Raw genomic sequence first — 17187 nt, forward strand, 5'->3', positions numbered from 1 at the left:
CCCTTTGCCCGCCGGAGGCATCCCTTCCCTTCTCCTTAGAAGTTCACCGTAGCCGTCGCAAACACCTGCCGCGGATTGCCCCAATAGGTGGTCAGCACGCCTTCCTTGCCCAGCGTGGGGATGAGCGCGCCGCTCGGGGTAGAGCCCAGCACCCCGGTGGTGGCATTGGCCGCGACATAGGTGTAGCCCGAGGTCTTGTAGCGCTTGTCGGCCAGGTTCTTGCCATAGACGCCCAGCGTCCAGCGGCCGCCCGGCGCGCGATAGACGAGGCTGGCGTCGAAGAGCGCATAGGCAGGCTGGTCGAGATAGGGATTGGGAATTTCGAACTGATAGGTCGTGCTCTTCCACGAGACGCCGCCCGACAGGTCAAGCGAACCGGCGGGCACCGGAATCGCATAGGTGGCCGAGGCGTTGCCGGTCCATGAGGGCGTGTTCTGCACCTTGCGGTTGGCGGCCACATCGGTGGGCTGGCCCGCGATCAGCGTAATATATTGCAGATATTTGGCGTCGATATAGCCCAGCGAGCCATTGAGCGAAAGCGCCCCCAGCTTCAGCCGCGCCTCGGCTTCCACACCCTGCATACGCGCCTTGCCCGCATTGGTCACCACGCCGCAGAAGGTCGCAGTGGGCGTCGGTACGCCATTGATGACAACAATCGTGGTGCAGGCCACCGAGCCGGGGATCTGCACATCCTTGTAGTCCATGCGGAACGCGGCCAGATTAAGCGCCAGCTTGCGATCGAACAGGCGGGTTTTCAGGCCGATTTCATAGCTGTCCACCTTTTCCGGGCGAAAGCTGAGGAACTGGCTCTGGCTGACCCCGGCGGGCGCGTTCACACCCACGCCGCGCGGGTCAAAACCGCCGCCCTTGAAGCCCTGGCTGAAGCTGGCATAGATCGTGTTGTTCGGGTCCGGCCGCCAGTTGAGCGACACACGCGGGGTGAATTTGGTGTAACTGGCGCTGCCCAGAACATTGGTGCTGGGCGCGCCCGCAGGGATGCCTGCCCCGCCGAAAGTGGGCGAACCGCCGCCCAGATAATTCTGACGCAGGATCTGGGCATAGCGCTTGTCCCAGGTATAGCGCCCGCCCGCCTCGATGCTGATCTGGTCGGTGATGTCATAGGACATGTTGACGAAACCGGCCATCGTGTCGGTGCGGATATTGGCGTCGGTGTAGGCGGTAAAGCCGGGCAGCGTGGTGAACAGGCGCACGTCAAACTGCGTCAGCGCCGTGGCATAGAGGTAATAGAAACCCGCCATGCCGTTGAACCGCCCCTTGCTGTAAAGCACCTGAAGCTCCTGACTCCACTGCTTGTTGCGGTAATAGGCAGGCACGTCGACGTCCTGCGAGGCAGTGGCGTCAAAGTCGATGGGCGAGGCCGAATCGTCCTTGCGGAAGGCAGTGATCGAACGCAGCGTCAGCGCCTCGGTCGGCTTGGCCTCAAGGAAGAGCGACCAGCCCCATGCCTTCACGTCCTGCTTAGGGCTGTTGAGCCCCGCCTGCGTATCGAACACATTGGCCAGCACCGGGGCGCCGCTGTACTGGCCCGGAATCTCGCGGTGGCCGCCGCGCGGGTTCGACATGTCATGGGTGTAATCACCGGTCAGGCGCGCGAAGATCTTGTCGCCATGCACCTCGATCGTGCCGCGTCCGGCCCAGATGTCCTTGTTATAATTCGACAGGCCCGTGGTCAGATTGCGCCCGAAACCGCCGCGCGTCAGCCGGGCCAAAGTGCCGCTGGCGCGGATCAATCCGTCCTTGGTGATCGGGCTGCTGATCGTGGCGACGCCATCGGCTTGGTCATAGCTGCCATAGGTGCCGCGCAGGCCCAGATGGAACTTGTCGTCGATCTTTTTCGTCACATATTTGATCGCGCCGCCGATGGTGTTGCGGCCATAAAGCGTGCCCTGCGGCCCACGCAGCACTTCGACGCGTTCGACATCGTAAATGTCCAGCACGGCGGCCTGCGGGCGGTTGAGATAGACGTCATCGAGATAGATGCCCACGCCCTGTTCAAAGCCCGAAACGGGATCCTGCTGGCCCACGCCGCGGATGAAGGCCGAGAGCGTCGAATTGGTCCCGCGCGAAGGCTCCAGCGTCACGTTGGGCACTTCATCGGCCAGCGAGGTGATGTCCGCAAAACCCTTGGCGGCCAATTGGTCGCCGGTCAGCGCGGTCATGGTGATCGGCACGTTGTTGAGCGATTCGTTGCGGCGGCGGGCGGTAACGATGATGTCGCCATTGCTCGCGCCTTGCTGGGCCATAGCGGGTGCGGGCAGTGCGCCGATGGCCACGCTGGCCATCAAAAGGACGGCGGACGGACGGATGCTCTTGCGGGCGTTCAGGGCCATGTTCCTCTCCTTGCGCGGCGATCTTTTGCGCCGGCGTCTGAGGGGGACAATATTGAAAGGTGAACCGCCTTTCAACTTTGAATTACGGGCACACCGAAAAAGCCCGCAAAAGCGTTGCCAAGGCGCAACATGAAAAGTGGTTCAGGTGTTCTCGCGCGGGCCTGCGGGCCGCTTGGGGCTGCGCCCCAGCATCGCGCCTATATAAAGATGCTGGACCAGAATATAGCCGACAATCGTCATCGGCGCGGCCAGCAGAACCCCCGGCGGGCCAAACAAGGTGCCTGTGGCGATCACCGTGAAAAGCAGCACGACAGGCGGCAGATCAACCGAGCTTTTCTGCACCATCGGCTGCACCACATGGCCCTGAATCTGCTGAACCAGCACAAACAGGCCGATGGTCCACAGGCCCGTGGACGGGCTGGCCGAAAAGCCGACCAGCACGCCGGGAATCGCAGCCAGCACCGGCCCCAGATAGGGAATGAAATCAAACGCCCCGGCCAGTATCGCCAGAGCATAGGCCGAGGGCACCTGCAGCAGCAGCAGCCCCACCAGCGTCAGCACCGCGATGAACAGGCTGGAGGCCATTTGCCCCTTGAGCCACAATTGCAGCCCGCGCCCGCAATCGTCGAGCGCGTCGGCCATCAGGCCCTCGACCGAGCGCGGTAGCAGGCGCAGCACCCCGCCGCGATAGAACGCCGGATCGGCGGCAAAGAAGATGCCCCCCACAAACACCACCGCCACATCGGCCACCACCCCGCCGACCGAGATCACGAAACCGCTGGCGCGCTGAAAGATCGAGGACAATTGCTCACGCGCCACCTTGGCCATTTCGGACAGGTTATAGTCGATATGCCAATGGTCGAGATAGGCCTGCGCGGCATCCACCGCCTGCGGCAACTGGCGGCCAAGTTCGACAAACTGGCCCGAAACCAGCCCGCCGAACATCCAGCCCAGCCCCGCAAAAATCGCCAGCAGGGACAGCACCGCCAACCCCACCGCCGCCCCGTCGCCCAGCCGCAGGCGCAGAAAATGCCCCGCCAGCGAGCGCAGCACGACGGCCACCACCACCGAGGCAAACACCAGAATCAGCAGATAGGACAATTCCACCACCAGCGCCGCCAGCGCCACGATGAACAGCAAGGCCAGCGCCTTGCGGGTAAAGGCAATCAGATCATCGTCGCGCATGGAGCCCCGTGACTATTGGTGTATTTCCCGGCGCTTATGCCACAGCATCGCGCCAAGGCACGAGATTTATCAGGCCCGGCAGCGCAAATGGTCGACCAGCGCCTCGGCCGCGGCGGCAATTTCGCTCCATGCCGCGGCGAAATCCTCGGCCCCGCCATAATAGGGATCGGCCACCGAATGGCCCTCGCGCCCCGGCAGATGGTCGAGCAGCAGCGCCAGCCGGGCCGAGGCGTCAGCCGGGGCCAGACGGCGCAGGTCGGCCAGATTGGCCTCGTCCAGCGCGATGATATGGCTGAAATGCCGGAAATCGGCGCGCTCGACCTGGCGTGCGCGCAATCGGGTGATGTCCACACCATGCCTTGCGGCCTCGGCGCGGGCGCGCGGATCGGGCGCTTCGCCAATGTGCCAGCCGCCGGTCCCGGCCGAATCGACATGCACGGCAAAGCCCGCCCGCGAGGCAGCGGCGCGAAACGCGCCCTCGGCCAAAGGCGAGCGGCAAATATTGCCCAAACAGACAAAAAGGACTGAGGCTTCCGACACCATTGAGGCGCAGATTAACCGGGATTCCGGCCCTTGTCACTCGCCGCGAGGCGCAGAATCGCGCGATTTGTTAAATTGTGGTCCCAATTCGGGACGGGCGCGGAAAGTCTTACCTAAAAGGTTGGATACGCGTTCTACAAAAACCAGACAGGCGAAACCTCGCACCCATGCGCCTGATGCAAGATCTCGCCCATCGAGCATTGCCAATATCGCCCCGCCTGCTTCAGGACGACTTTGGCGTCAATAACTCAATTCACGAAGTAGACAATAGGCCAGCGACAAAGCGCACAGCACTTTCGACGAATGGAGTGGCCCTGGAAAAAGCCCCCGTGTACCGGGGCGAGACGCGATGCAAACAGGCGCTTTTCATCGCGCCAAACCCCGTCTAGGCCCCGAATCGTGACCCAATCCGCCCCCCTCCATCCGGTGCAGATGCGCCATCCCGATCTGGCCCGCCTGGTCGAGCATTTCTATGGTCAGGCGCGTCAGGACCCAATGCTCGCGCCGGTCTTTGCGCGGATCACCGACTGGCCCCACCATTTCCGCGCGCTGTCCGCCTTTTGGGCCACGCAGTTGCGCGGGCGCGGCCTTTATCGCGGCGTGCCCATCGCCGTGCATCATGCCATGAAGGACCAGTTGACCCCGGCCATGTTCGACCGTTGGCTGGCCTTGTGGGACGCCTCCACCGCGCAGGTGATGGAGCCGCAGGATGCCGCCGCCCTGCAGGCCCATGCCCGCCGCATCGCCGCGGTGATGCAGAAGGCGATGTTCGAGTGAACGCCGCCCTGTGGGCCATGCTGGGCTGTTTTCTGGCCGGGATCGGCGCGCGCGACCAAATGCTGGTGGCGGCGTTGACCACGCGGCTGGGGCGTCATGGCGGCCTGCTGATGATGGGGGCGATCACGGGCGCGCTGGCCTGTGCATTTGCAGCATGGTTTTCCGGCGAGATGGCCGCGCAGATGACCTATCCCGCGCGGCTGGTGCTGGCCTGTTTCGCGCTGATCGCGGCGGGCGGCGAAGCGTTAATGTTTCGCCCCCGTTTCAAGGCCAAGGAACCGACCCGCTCGCTGTTCGCCGCCGCGCTGGTTTTGCTGATGCATCAGGCGGCCGATGCGGCACGGTTCATCGTGCTGGCCTTGGCGCTGGCGGGCGATGCGCCGATCCCGGCGGCGGCGGGCGGCGCGGTGGGCACGGGCTTTGCGCTGTTGCTGGGGTGGTTGGCCTCGGAGGCGATGCTGGACGCGCAGGGCGGGATTGTCCAGATCCGGCGCTGGGCGGGCGCGGTGCTGCTGGGGCTGGGTGTGGGCCTGTCAGGATGGATATGGTTGGGATTTAACGGCTAATCGCCCAGATCCGGCGCCAGATAAATCGCCCCAACCAATTACAATGGCCACATTGATCCATTTTTCCAATTGAACCAAACGCGCTAGACATCCCTTAACACAGCAAGGCCCCAATGCTGCGAGGCCTGATATTCAGCAAGGGATGCGCAAGATGAACGATCACAACGCCAAGACCGCCCTCACCCACAGCCTCAACGGCTTGCTGGCCGATCTCTTCACGCTCTATCTGAAAACCAAGAATTTTCATTGGCATGTCAAAGGGCCGCAATTCCGCGACCTGCACCTCCTGTTCGATGAGCAGGCTGGCGCGATCTTTGCGCTGACCGATATTGTGGCCGAAAGGGTGCGCAAGAACGGCGGCGCGGCGCTGACCGGGATCGGCGCGATTGCCTCGGCCTCGCGCATTGCCGATCAGCCGCGCGCGGACCTGAGCGCGCAGGAGATGATTGCCGAATTGCGCGATGACAATATCCGCCTTGTCGAAGCGATCCGCGAGGTCAAGTCCGCCGCCGGCGCGGCAGGCGACAATGCCACCGAAGGCTTTGCCGATGACTGGACCGATCAGGCCGAAACCCGCGTGTGGTTTCTCTCCAGCCTGTTGGGCTGAAAAAGCGGCTCTGCCCGCCGCCCCGCGGGCAGAGCCTTTGCAGGATCAGATCTTCTTGACGATGCGACGCAGCGACTGCGTCATCATGTTCACCTTTTCCTTCTTGGTGATGTATTTCCAGGCGCCGTTCTTGCCCGCGCGGAACACATCCATTTCCGCACGCGAAGAGGTCAGCACCACCGAGGGAAAATCCACCTGAATCCGCGCCTTGAGATCGGCCAGCAAGGCAAAGCCGTTCATGCGCGGCATCGAGAGATCAACCAGCGCCAGATGCGGTACAAAGTTGCGCGCATCGACGATTTCCAATGCCTCAATCCCGTCAATGGCCCGGACGACCGATTTGACCTTGGGAATGTTCTTGAGCGCCTCAAGGATGATATAAGCATCGGCATCGTCATCTTCGACCAGAAGAATATCGATGCGTGCTTCATCCGTGCCGGCGGTCTTTTCCTGAACAGGATTGGGGCTTGCTTCTGGATTACGTTCCTTTTCAGCAACATTGGAAAGACGATCGTTCAAAACATGCTCAACCAGCATTACTTCCTCCATAAGCCCCCGATTAGATCAGGTGCGAAAAGGCGAACCGGCTATTTGCTGCCAATCTGCTATTTCGCATAAACAAAACCTATCTCTTTCTGATTATTATGTCCTTATGTAAGACTTAGTAAAATATACTCAGTTTACAATTTGTTCACGTTCCGGATTCTTGTTAACACAATCAATTGCATCGATTTACCATCGCAAAAGCGCCATCGATCAAGCCGGTCGAAATTGGATCAATTCTTATCGAAATCTGGCGTCATTACTTAGGGATGCCCCCTGATTTATGTGTCGATGCATAGGTTTGCATCCACACTCCGCCGCTTTGCCCTTGTCGCCGGCGTTTGCTATTCACCGTTCATGCCCCATGTCATCATCAACCAAGGCGCCAGCGACAGCGCCATCGCCGACTGGCTTGCCCAGCATCTGTCCGACGCACTTGCAGCACATTCTGGCGAAATCGCCATTTCGCTGCCAGGAGGATCGACTCCGTTTCCGATCCTTGCCGAATTGGCGCGTCAGGGCCTGCCTTTTGATCGAATCGCAGTCTGGCCGGGCGATGATCGCGTGGTGCCCGAGGATCATGCCGCCTCCAATGTCGGCCGCATCCGCGCCGCGCTCGAACCTCTAGGCGCGCGCATCGTCCCGCTGGTCGAGGGCGCAGAGCCTCCGCGTTTCGCGCTGGTGTGGCTGGGCATGGGGCTCGACGGCCATATCGCCTCGCTCTTTCCCAACACCGACCCCCGGCCCGATGCCCCGGCGCGCGTGCTGCGCCTGACCCCCGATCCTCTGCCGCCCGAGGCGCCCTTTGACCGCCTTTCCCTGACTATCCCCAGCCTTGTCGCCACCGAGGCGCTGCTGTTCGTGGCGCGCGGTGCGGAAAAGGAAGCGATCCTGCGCGCGGCCATCGCTGGCGAACATGATCTGCCGGTGGCCCGCCTGCTGAACGCGGCGCAGGCGCCCGTCACCTGCTTTACCTGATGCCTGCAGGCGCGCCATGCTCGGCCTGATCGCCGAGGCGATCCTGGCGCGCCTGCCCGCGCCGCTGCACCGCGTCGCGCTGCGCGGGGCGCATGGGCTGCGCAAGACATGGTGGCGGGTCCGGCGGCCCAATATCGAAGGCTGCCGGATCCTCGCACTCGATGAAGCCGGGCGCGTGCTGCTGGTCCGCCACTCCTATGGCAAGCCCGACTGGATGGCCCCCGGCGGCGGCATGAAACGCGGCGAGGACCCGATCCCCGCCTCCATCCGCGAATTTTCCGAGGAACTGGGCTGCGCTTTGATCGACGCGCGCGTGGTCGATGTGGCCCGCGATACGCTGCACGGCGCGGGCAACAAGGTGCATATTGTGATCGGCCAGTGCCTTGGCACACCCCGGCCCGACCTTCGCGAAATCACCCATGCGGCGTTTTTTGCGCCCGATGACCTGCCCGATGACCTGCTGCCTGCGCTGCGGGGGCGGATTGAGGTTTGGGTGTTGGGGTAAGGGAAGGAAGGGTAGGTGCGAGGGACATCACCCTCGCATTCACTCTTCCTCCTAAAACAACACCATCTGCCCACCACCCTCCACCGGCGGCGGCGCCTCTGCCGCCTCGAACCCCGACAGCGTCACCCCCATTAACCGCACCGCCAAAGGCAGCGGCAACAGATCATCGAGCAATTCGCGCGCGATACCGGCAAATTCCTCGCGCCCGTCGACAAAACGGTCCAGCGTGCGCGCATGGGTGCGGATCGAGAAATCGGACAGGCGCAGTTTGAGCGTCACCGTCCGCCCCTGCGCCTTCGCCTTTTCAATGTCCTGCCAGACCATCTCGATGATCCCCTCCAGCACTTGCCGCAGGCCCGGCCCGGTGGAAATGTCGCGGTCAAAGGTCCGCTCGCCGCCAAGGGATTTGCGCGGTCGGTTGGGTTTGACCGCGCGCAGGTCGATCGCCCGCGCCGCGCGATAGAGGTAATCGGCCAGCGACCCAAAATGCTCGCGCAAAAACACAATGTCGCGCGCGCGCAGGTCCGCCCCCGTCTCAATCCCCAGCGCGGCCATCTTCTCCGCCCCGCGCGGCCCCACACCATGAAACCGCCGAACCGGCAGCACGGCGACAAAATCCGCCCCCTCGCCCGGCCGGATCACGCATAATCCGTCGGGCTTGTTTTGATCGCTGGCGATTTTGGCGAGGAATTTGTTGTAGCTGACCCCGGCGCTGGCGGTCAGGCCGGTTTCCGCCTTGATGCGCGCGCGGATCAGCTCGGCAATGCGCGTCGCGCTGCCGATGCCTTTGATATCCTGCGTCACGTCCAGATAGGCCTCGTCCATCGCCAGCGGCTCGACGAGCGGCGTATATTCGCGGAAAATCGCGCGGATCTGCTGCGAGACCGCGCGATAGGCCTCAAACCGCGGCGGTTTGAAGATCAGCGCAGGGCACAGCCGCGCCGCGACCACGCTGGGCTGGGCCGAGCGGACGCCGAATTTGCGCGCCTCATAGCTGGCCGCGGCCACCACGCCGCGCTCGCGGCTGCCCCCCACGGCCACGGGCAGGCCGCGCAGTGAAGGATCATCGCGCTGCTCAACGCTGGCAAAGAAGGCGTCCATATCGACATGGATGATCTTGCGCAGACCGGGCGCGCTGATTTCCTCATCCTGATGCGGGGCCGATTCCATGGATGCACGATAATGCCCCGGCGCGCATTTGGCACCGGGGCATCGCGGGATTTGAACATAAAAAGAACAAATCAGCGCTGGGCCAGCTTGCTTTCCTTCAGCTTGGCCGCAAAATGGGTGGTGGCCTTGTCCAGCGCCTCTTCGCGGCAGGTTTCGTAAAGGGCGCGGGCCTTGAGCCGGTCAGGCAGGTCGGACATTTCATCGCACACCATATTGGCGGCGGTGGCCAGACGCTTGCGCATCACATGGCGGCCCTGCTCGGTCGACAGGTCGAGATCGGCATAGGAGACCCGGATGGTCGGCGCATCGCCTTCCAGCTTTTCAAAGGTCACCGGAACAGACATGGTGGAGGAAGCAGGCGCGGCCGCATGAGCGGGCATGACGAAGGTGAACGTGGCAAGGCCCAGCGCGGCGGTGGTGGCAAAGCTCAGGGCAAAGGGGCTGAGAGCGGTGGTGCGGAAGATGGACATGGTCGGTATCCTTCTGATCAATTGTTGGCGTGGTTCAAACCGGCTCTGACCGGATGCCAGAAGGATTGCAGAGGGCGTGCCAATTTTAAAAAATATCTATATTTCTGATGTTTAAAAATTTTCGCCCAAAGTCACCCCTTGAAATCTGCCAAATCATCCGCATATATTCCCACTTATCAGCGTAATTTTCACCATGTGATTTGTTCACGCCGGGGCTAGCCATTTTGGCGCCATGCGGCCATGGTGGCCCCATGACTTCTCCTTCCCCCGGGCCTGCCGACAAGAAGATCGGCGGGCTGGAATTCATTCTCCTCATGGGTCTGGTACAGGCGCTGCAAGCGCTGGCGGTGGACTCGATGCTGCCCGCGCTTGGCGAAATGGCGCGCGAACTGGGCTCGCGCGATCCCAACGAGCGTCAGCTTGTCGTGGGCGTTTTCCTGATCTTCAGCGGTCTTGGCTGCCTGGTGCCCGGCGCGCTGGCGGATCGCTTCGGCCGCCGCCCGGTGCTGCTGGGCTGTATCGCGGCCTATGTGACCTGTTCGGCGGCTTGCGGTCTGGTGAAAAATTTCCAGCAATTGCTGGTGCTGCGCGCGATGGTGGGTTTTGCCTGCGCGGGGCTGGCGGTGCTGCCCGCCGCGATCATCCGCGATCTGCATGAAGGCGACCGGATGGCGCGGATGCAATCGACCGTCTCGATGGTCTTCATGATCGTGCCGATGATCGCGCCCAGCGTGGGCCAGGCAATCCTGCTGATGGCAAGCTGGCGCTGGATCTTTGGCGTGATGGCGCTGATGGGCACGGCGCTGGCGATCTGGATCTCGCTGCGCCTGCCTGAAACGCTGCGCCGCGAATATCGCCAGCCGATCAGCCTGCCCAACATCGGCCGCTCGATGATCGAGGTGACGACCACCCGCGCGGCGCTGGGCTATGTGTTCGGCATGGCGCTCATCCAGTCGGCCATGTTCGGCTATATCAACTCGTGCCAGCAATTGGTGGGCGAGCATTTCGGGGCCGGAACGCGCTTTCCGCTGATCTTTGCGGGCATGGCGATGGTGATGGCCTGCACAAATTTCATCAATTCGCGCATCGTCATGCGGTTTGGCGCCCGCCGGGTCAGCCATACCGCGCTGGTCGTCTATATCGCCACCAGCGCGCTGCAATTCTATATGGCGACGCGCCCGGATGAGACGCTGTGGCAATTCGTGCCGATGATGACGCTGAACATGTGCCTGCTGGGCTTTCTGGGGGCCAATTTCTCCTCGATCGCGCTCCAGCCCTTTGCCCGCAAGGCGGGGGCGGCCTCCTCGGCACAGGCGTTCATTCGCATGGTGCTGGCCTCATGGCTGGGCGCGCTGATCGGGCAGGCGTTTGACGGCACGGCGCGGCCTTTGGCGGCGGCGCTGCTGACGGCGGGCTGCGGCTGTCTGGCGCTGATCCTTTACAGCGAGAAGGGCGAATTGTTCCGCCGCCGCAATCCCCCGGGCACCACCTATCCCATTGCCTGAACGGGCGGCCGGAAATTCCGGGCGACCACGCCCCCTTTGCATTTTGCAAAAGAGCGCGCGGTCCAGCCAATCGGCGGGGTTGAACGACTTGTACCATATTGGATCATAAATGATGGTTAATTTTAACTTAACTCGCAGCCTTAAATAATAAATAAGGCAAACTTACAGATATTTAACCCCTGTTTGAACGGCATTTCGCCCAAAACAGAACAGGGGTCACAGGCATGAGCGTAAATATTATCCTGATTCTGGCTGCTTCAGGACTGATCGCTACATCGGCAACCGATAAGGTTCGCCCGACAGAAGCACTACCCAAAACCGAAGTAAACGCAGCACCATCGCATAACGAACCTGCGGGGCGTAATCATCCCGTCGGAACCGAATGGGCGCGTGAGAAGTTTTACCACAACGCTTCCCACGCCCTTGAGCATTTGCCTCACCCCAATCCGCATGCCTGCGGGTCGCATGGCGTAGCCATTTCGCCCTGCTGATAATTATAAAAATCGGGTCAAACCATTACGAAAGCCCCGCCTGGACCGGCGGGGCTTTTTGCAGGTCCAAGCCCCGCCAATCCGGTTAGACGCGCGCCACCGCCTGCGCCAGCTCGCCCCGGCGATAGGGCACCAAGGGCACCTGTTCCGGCGCCCCCGCCATCGCGCCGATCAGCCCGCCGCCCAGAAAACGCAATTTCTCGAATCCGCTGGTGGACACCCGGCTTTCCCATGCGCGCGGGCCGCGCGCAGCCACCTTGCGGGCAATCGCGCCATAGATCCCCGCTGCCGACAGCACCGCCCAGCGGCAGCGAAAAGGCAGACGCGCCGCCCCCGCCCGCGCACTGGCCTCATAAAGCTGCGCGGTGGCACACATGCGCGCGACCATCGCGGCCAGCGCCTCCCGGTTGCGGGGCGCCATCAGCTCGCCCTCATCCACCCCCGCTTGCGCCAGCCAGTCGGCGGGCAGATAACACCGCCCCGCCGCATGATCCTCGGCAATGTCGCGGGCGATATTGCCCAATTGAAAGGCAATGCCCAGATCGCTGGCCCGGTTGAGCGTATCGCCATCCTCCGGGTCCACCCCCATCACCAGCGCCATCAGCACGCCCACCGCGCCCGCCACATGATAGCAATAGCCCAGCATATCCAGCTCGGTCCGGGGCCGCCATCCGGCCGCATCCAGCGCAAATCCGGCAATCACATCGCCGGTATGCACCGCATTGATCCCGCATTCCGCAGCCACCACGCCCAGCGCGTCAAAAGCGAAATGCCCGGTCGCATCCCCACCCAGCGCCCGCGCGGTCAGGCGGCGGATCTGCTCCAATCGCTCGGCCGCGCCGGCCTGCGCTCCCAACGCCCCGCCATGATCCTGATCGTCGGCCAGATCATCGCAAGCCCGGCACCAGGCATAGAGCAGCCAGACCCGTTCCCGCGTGGCCGCATCGAACAGTTTCGAGGCAGCGGCAAAGCTCTTCGACCCGCGCGCGATGCTCTCGCGCGCGGCCTCCACCAATGCCCCCCGGTCAAGGCTCACAGCGTCTTGGGGTCCATGCGGATGATCTGCTCGCCCGGCTCATGCGCGGCCATGCGGTCCAGCAACAGGTCCAGTTCGCGCTCGGCCAGAATGATGCCCTGATGCGCGGGGCGGATAAAGCCGACCTCGCCCATGTGCCGGTTAAACGCCAGCAAGCCATCGTAAAAACCATAAGCGTTGAGCAAGCCCACCGGCTTCTGGTGATAGCCAAGCTGCGCCCAGCTCACCGCTTCCCACAGCTCGTCCATCGTGCCGACCCCGCCCGGCAGGGTCAGGAAACCGTCCGAAAGCCGCTCGAACTGCGCCTTGCGCTCATGCATCGTCTCAACCGTGATCAGTTCGGTCAGGCCCGTATGCTCAACCTCGACATGGGCCAGCGCCACCGGGATCACCCCGATCACTTCGCCCCCCGCCGCCATCGCCGCATCGGCCACCGCGCCCATCAGGCCCAGCCGACCGCCGCCATACACAAGCCCGATCCCGCGCCTTGCCAGCTCGGTGCCCACTTCCTGGGCCAGTTCGATGTAACGGGGATCGGCGGGAGTGGCAGAGCCACAATAGACTGCAATGCGTTTCATACCCCCACTTTAGCGAATGCTCCGCCATTGGCCAGACGGTTGATGGGGGGCTAGGTTTTTTTAGGAAAGGTTAGGTTGAGATGCCTCCGGCGGGCAAAGGGACTCGTCCCTTTGCAATCCCGTTAATGGGGTGGCACGTGGTTGGTATGGATGTATCTGCGGTATGAGTTGAAAGCCTGCGGCGCGGCAAGGTCACACTGATTGGCGCCGCAGGCTTTATATTCAAATACCCCCAGCACAAGGCAGCCCCAATGGCGCTACGCAGACAATATCGGGATTGTTAAGGGCCCCCGCCCTTAACCCGCCGGAGGCATCTCTCTACCCCGCCCGCTTCAACCGATAGGCATGCAACCCGGCCGCCACCGCCTTCAGCTCGGCATCCAATTCGCCCAGCAGCCGCTTTGCCGCCGGCCCTTCGTTGCGGCCGAGAGCGGTTTCGGCCCTTTGCGCCATGATGCGGATGCGTTGCATACCCAGCAGGCCCGCGTTGCCCTTCATCCGGTGCAGCCGCTTCATCATCGGTGAGGCAGGCTCATCCATCACCGCGATCTGGTCATTTTCGTCCAGAAACCTTTGCAGTGAATTGAGAAACAGCGTCTTGTTATCCGCCAGCCTTTCGCGGGCATCGTCAACATCGATCCCGTCGATGACCGGCCATTCGTCCGCCGCCTGTGCTCCGCCCTCGCCGTTGCGGGCGATATCGGGTTCGGCATGGCCGGTGGCCACCTTTTGCCGGATCACCTCGATCAGCGTCTTGGCGTCGAAAGGCTTGGTGATCAGCCCGTCCATCCGCGCCAGCGTGGCGTCGCGATCATCGCAATGCGCCGCCCCCGCCGTCAGCGCCACCACGGCGGGCCGCGCCGAACCCAGCGTCCATTCGATCTGGCGAAAGGCTTCATAGCCATCCATCACCGGCATTTGAATATCCATCAGGATGACGTCGAAGCCTCCCCTTTCGGCAATCACCTTTTCCACCGCCCGCGCGCCGTTTTCGGCCGTGGTGACGATCGCGCTTTCCAGTTCCAGCACATGGCGGGCCACTTCCAGATTGATCTCACTGTCATCCACGATCAGCACGCGGACGCCCTTGAGCCGGGGCGCGCCGACCTCTCCGCCCGGATCCTCGGCCACGATCAGATCGCCCGAGGCCAGTTCAAAGGGCAGATCAACCCAGAAATGACTGCCCTTGCCCGGCTCGCTGGCCGCGTCGATATGGCCGCCCATCAGCAAGGCCAGATCGCGCGAGATCGACAGGCCCAGCCCCGTTCCGCCGAAGCGCCGCGTGGTGGACACATCGGCCTGTTCAAACGGATGGAACAGGCGGCCGATATGCTCCGGCTCGATGCCGATGCCGGTATCATCGACCTGAAAGCGCAGATGGGCCATCTCGTCATTGCGGTTCTTGACCGAAACGCTCAGGCTGACCTCGCCCGTCTCGGTAAATTTGATCGCATTGGTGACAAGGTTGAGCAGGATCTGATGCAGCCGCCCGCCATCGCCCACGATCATGTCGGGCAGGCTGCTCCCCTGCCGCAGAGCAAAGCGCAATTTGCGGCTGCCGATCTGGACCAGCGCCAGCCCTTCGATGCTGCGCAGCACCTCGTTCAGGCTGAAAGGGGCGATGGCCAGATCGATCTGGTTCGCCTCGATCTTGGATATATCCAGCACATCATTGACAATGCCCAGCAAAGCCCGGCTTGCCGCCTTGATCTTGCCCAGCAGATCGCCCTGCTGCTGATCCAGCTTCGTCCGCTCCAGCAGATAGCTCAGCCCGATGATCGCGTTCAAAGGCGTGCGGATCTCGTGGCTCATATTGGCCACGAACATGCTCTTGGCACGATTGGCCGACTGCGCCTCGTCCAGCGCGCGCTGGAGTGATCGCTCATGCTCGTCGCGCAGCGCCTCGGTGGCCTGACGCAGCCGCTCATCGGCCAGCCTTGTGGCATGTTCCAGCTCGGCCCGGCGGATCGCGCTGATGATGACCTCGCGCAGACGTTCCGGGCTGACCGTGGCCTTGGCCACATAATCGGACACGCCCCGCCGCATCGAATCGGCCAGCACCTCTTCGGCATCGCGCAAAGTCACCAGAATGACCGGGCACGGCTCCTCGCGATGGGCGTGGATATCGGGCACCAGGTCAGTGCCCAGTTCGCCGCCCAGATGATAATCGAGCAGGACGCAGTCGAACTTGTGCTTGCGCAATTGTTCGCGCGCCGAATCCAGGCAATTGGCCTCGGCTATCGTCGAAAACATGCCCATCCGGTCCAGCGCCCGGATGAACACTTCGCGGTCGACATCATCGTCATCGACCAGCAGGATGGATTGGGGGACGATCTCGGTCATCGCGCACCACCATCAAAGCGGCAGCCGGACCGACTGCGCATAATCATGCAGCAGCGCGGTCAGGCGCACCATTTGCGGGCCGATCGCCGATTTCAGCATATAGCCGGCCACCTGATCCTTGTACGCGCGGGTGCGGTCAGCATCGGAATCCGATGTGGAAAGGACAAAGATCACCGAGCTGGCCAGCGTGGGATCGCCGCGCACCGCCTCGAGAAATTCAAACCCGTTCATCCGCGGCATGTTCAGATCGAGCAGCGTGATATAGGGCCGATGCAACCGCTTGTCCGACCGGCCCCGCAATATATCCAGCCCTTCCTGGCCATCGCCGGCTTCGACCACATGGAAATGGCCGCCCACCTTGCTCAGCGAGCGGCGCACGGTTTCGGCCGTTATGTCATCATCATCGACCACCAGAATATTGACGATCTCAGTCATCGCGATCACTCCGGGCAAAGCGTGGCCAATAGACGCGGAAATGGCATCCGCGCCGGCCATCGTCGCTCATCAGTTCGATGTCGCCCCCATGGGCCTCGACCAGCCGTTTCGCCACGGCCAGCCCCAACCCCGAATTGTTGCGCCCCGAACTGGACACGGTCTGAAACAGGCGGAAGGCGCGGGCCTGTGCCGCCTCGGCGATGCCGGGGCCATCGTCGCGCACATCGATCACGCACATGTCGCCCTCGGCGCGCGCGCGGATCGTAATATTGATCTCTTCCCGATCATGGTGCTTGATCGCATTGGAGAGCAGGTTGCGCAAAACCGTGCTGATCGGCACGCGCACGCCGTCGAAATTCTCCACCTCAATGTCGGTTTCGATCCGCACGCCCGGCCCCGGCGCCTCCAACTCGATCACCTCAGCCACGATGGCGGCAAGGTCGATCGCCTCGTTTTTCAGCGTGCGCCGTCCGGCGCGGGCATAGGTCAGCAGATCGTCGATCAGCCGCTCCATCGCGCCGATCCTCTCGGCCATCCGGCCCAGATTGCGGCGCACTTCGGGCGGGGCGCTACCGCCATAATCCTCCTCGATGAATTCGATCAGATTGGCGATTCCCCGCAGCGGGCTGCGCAGATCATGCGAGGCCACATGGGTGAATTCCTCAAGCTGCACATTGGCCTCGCGCAGGCGCAATTCAGCCCGCTTACGCAGGGTGATGTCGATCACCAGCGCGCAGGTCATCCGCCCTTGCGGCAGATCGACGAAGGTCAGCGCGATTTCGACCGGGATTTCCATCCCGTCCTTGCGCCGCCCCGACAGATCGCGCCCCAGCCCCATCGGCCGCACCGCAGGCGCCTTGATGAAGCCATCGCGCAGGCCGACATGCTGCGCCCGGTCGCGATGGGGCAGCAGGATTTCAACCGGCTGGCCCAGCAGTTCTTCCGCGCTGTAATCAAAGATTTCCTGAAGGCGCTGGTTCACAAGAACGATCCGCCCCTTTTCATTCAGCAGGATCAGACCGCAGGGCGAGGAATCGAACAGGGCGCGAAACGCGCTGTTCATGTCGGCCGCCTGAAAAGGCATGGTGCCGGGTTGCTCGATCATGG

The 17187-nt window shown here is 62.7% G+C and carries 18 protein-coding genes; 7 read left to right on the forward strand and 11 right to left on the reverse strand.

Annotated elements, in window-relative coordinates:
- Positions 1-35 precede the first annotated feature (35 nt).
- The 3 genes from BGP00_RS22575 to BGP00_RS22585 form a co-directional block, all read right to left on the reverse strand.
- Entirely contained in the window at positions 36-2345 is a 2310-nt protein-coding gene (locus tag BGP00_RS22575; protein WP_292691943.1) for a TonB-dependent receptor, read from the reverse strand.
- 147 nt (positions 2346-2492) lie between these two features.
- Positions 2493-3536 (reverse strand): AI-2E family transporter, encoded by a 1044-nt coding sequence (locus BGP00_RS22580; protein WP_292691711.1) that lies wholly within the window; start codon positions 3534-3536, stop codon positions 2493-2495.
- Positions 3537-3605: 69 nt separating this feature from the next.
- Positions 3606-4079 (reverse strand): low molecular weight protein-tyrosine-phosphatase, encoded by a 474-nt coding sequence (locus BGP00_RS22585; RefSeq protein ID WP_168602293.1) that lies wholly within the window; start codon positions 4077-4079, stop codon positions 3606-3608.
- A gap of 396 nt (positions 4080-4475) precedes the next feature.
- Between BGP00_RS22585 and BGP00_RS22590 the strand changes: the two genes are divergently transcribed.
- From BGP00_RS22590 to BGP00_RS22600, 3 genes are all read left to right on the forward strand, one after another.
- Complete coding sequence (locus BGP00_RS22590; protein ID WP_292691715.1) at positions 4476-4853, forward strand: group III truncated hemoglobin; 378 nt, start codon at positions 4476-4478, stop codon at positions 4851-4853.
- Positions 4850-5419, forward strand: coding sequence for a hypothetical protein (locus tag BGP00_RS22595; protein ID WP_292691717.1), 570 nt, complete (start codon positions 4850-4852; stop codon positions 5417-5419). Before BGP00_RS22590 ends, BGP00_RS22595 begins: the two co-directional genes overlap by 4 nt.
- A gap of 151 nt (positions 5420-5570) precedes the next feature.
- Positions 5571-6026, forward strand: a complete 456-nt coding sequence (locus BGP00_RS22600; protein ID WP_168602290.1) for a DNA starvation/stationary phase protection protein — start codon at positions 5571-5573, stop codon at positions 6024-6026.
- Between the two features lie 45 nt (positions 6027-6071).
- On the opposite strand, the gene BGP00_RS22605 is transcribed toward BGP00_RS22600, so the two are convergent.
- Complete coding sequence (locus tag BGP00_RS22605; protein WP_168602289.1) at positions 6072-6563, reverse strand: response regulator; 492 nt, start codon at positions 6561-6563, stop codon at positions 6072-6074.
- Positions 6564-6926: 363 nt separating this feature from the next.
- Here BGP00_RS22605 and BGP00_RS22610 point away from each other — a divergent pair, with 363 nt between their 5' ends.
- Together BGP00_RS22610 and BGP00_RS22615 are read left to right on the forward strand one after the other, a co-directional pair.
- Positions 6927-7547, forward strand: coding sequence for a 6-phosphogluconolactonase (locus BGP00_RS22610; protein WP_168602288.1), 621 nt, complete (start codon positions 6927-6929; stop codon positions 7545-7547).
- A 16-nt stretch (positions 7548-7563) separates the two neighbouring features.
- A complete protein-coding gene (locus BGP00_RS22615) occupies positions 7564-8052 on the forward strand; it encodes an NUDIX domain-containing protein (RefSeq protein ID WP_292691718.1) in 489 nt (162 codons plus the stop codon).
- 51 nt (positions 8053-8103) lie between these two features.
- On the opposite strand, the gene dinB is transcribed toward BGP00_RS22615, so the two are convergent.
- A complete protein-coding gene (gene dinB / locus BGP00_RS22620; protein ID WP_292691720.1) occupies positions 8104-9222 on the reverse strand; it encodes a DNA polymerase IV in 1119 nt (372 codons plus the stop codon).
- A gap of 71 nt (positions 9223-9293) precedes the next feature.
- Positions 9294-9692, reverse strand: coding sequence for a UrcA family protein (locus tag BGP00_RS22625; protein ID WP_168602285.1), 399 nt, complete (start codon positions 9690-9692; stop codon positions 9294-9296).
- 251 nt (positions 9693-9943) lie between these two features.
- Between BGP00_RS22625 and BGP00_RS22630 the strand changes: the two genes are divergently transcribed.
- Positions 9944-11197, forward strand: coding sequence for a multidrug effflux MFS transporter (locus BGP00_RS22630; protein WP_292691723.1), 1254 nt, complete (start codon positions 9944-9946; stop codon positions 11195-11197).
- Positions 11198-11421: 224 nt separating this feature from the next.
- Entirely contained in the window at positions 11422-11688 is a 267-nt protein-coding gene (locus BGP00_RS22635) for a hypothetical protein (RefSeq protein ID WP_168602283.1), read from the forward strand.
- Between the two features lie 85 nt (positions 11689-11773).
- Here BGP00_RS22635 and BGP00_RS22640 read toward each other — a convergent pair whose 3' ends face one another.
- The 5 genes from BGP00_RS22640 to BGP00_RS22660 all read right to left on the reverse strand — a co-directional run bounded on the left by BGP00_RS22640 (position 11774) and on the right by BGP00_RS22660 (position 17185).
- A complete protein-coding gene (locus BGP00_RS22640) occupies positions 11774-12724 on the reverse strand; it encodes a phytoene/squalene synthase family protein (RefSeq protein ID WP_292691725.1) in 951 nt (316 codons plus the stop codon).
- The gene (locus tag BGP00_RS22645) at positions 12721-13302 is read right to left on the reverse strand and encodes a TIGR00730 family Rossman fold protein (protein WP_168602281.1); all 582 of its coding nucleotides are present in this window, start codon (positions 13300-13302) and stop codon (positions 12721-12723) included. The genes BGP00_RS22640 and BGP00_RS22645 overlap by 4 nt, the downstream gene beginning before the upstream one ends.
- Before the next feature lie 318 nt (positions 13303-13620).
- Entirely contained in the window at positions 13621-15645 is a 2025-nt protein-coding gene (locus tag BGP00_RS22650; RefSeq protein WP_292691728.1) for a response regulator, read from the reverse strand.
- 12 nt (positions 15646-15657) lie between these two features.
- Positions 15658-16080, reverse strand: a complete 423-nt coding sequence (locus BGP00_RS22655; protein ID WP_292691730.1) for a response regulator — start codon at positions 16078-16080, stop codon at positions 15658-15660.
- Positions 16073-17185, reverse strand: coding sequence for a PAS domain-containing sensor histidine kinase (locus BGP00_RS22660; RefSeq protein ID WP_292691732.1), 1113 nt, complete (start codon positions 17183-17185; stop codon positions 16073-16075). Before BGP00_RS22660 ends, BGP00_RS22655 begins: the two co-directional genes overlap by 8 nt.
- Between the last annotated feature and the right edge of the window lie 2 nt (positions 17186-17187).

Source organism: Novosphingobium sp. 63-713 (assembly GCF_001898925.1).
Taxonomy (GTDB): Bacteria; Pseudomonadota; Alphaproteobacteria; order Sphingomonadales; family Sphingomonadaceae; genus Novosphingobium.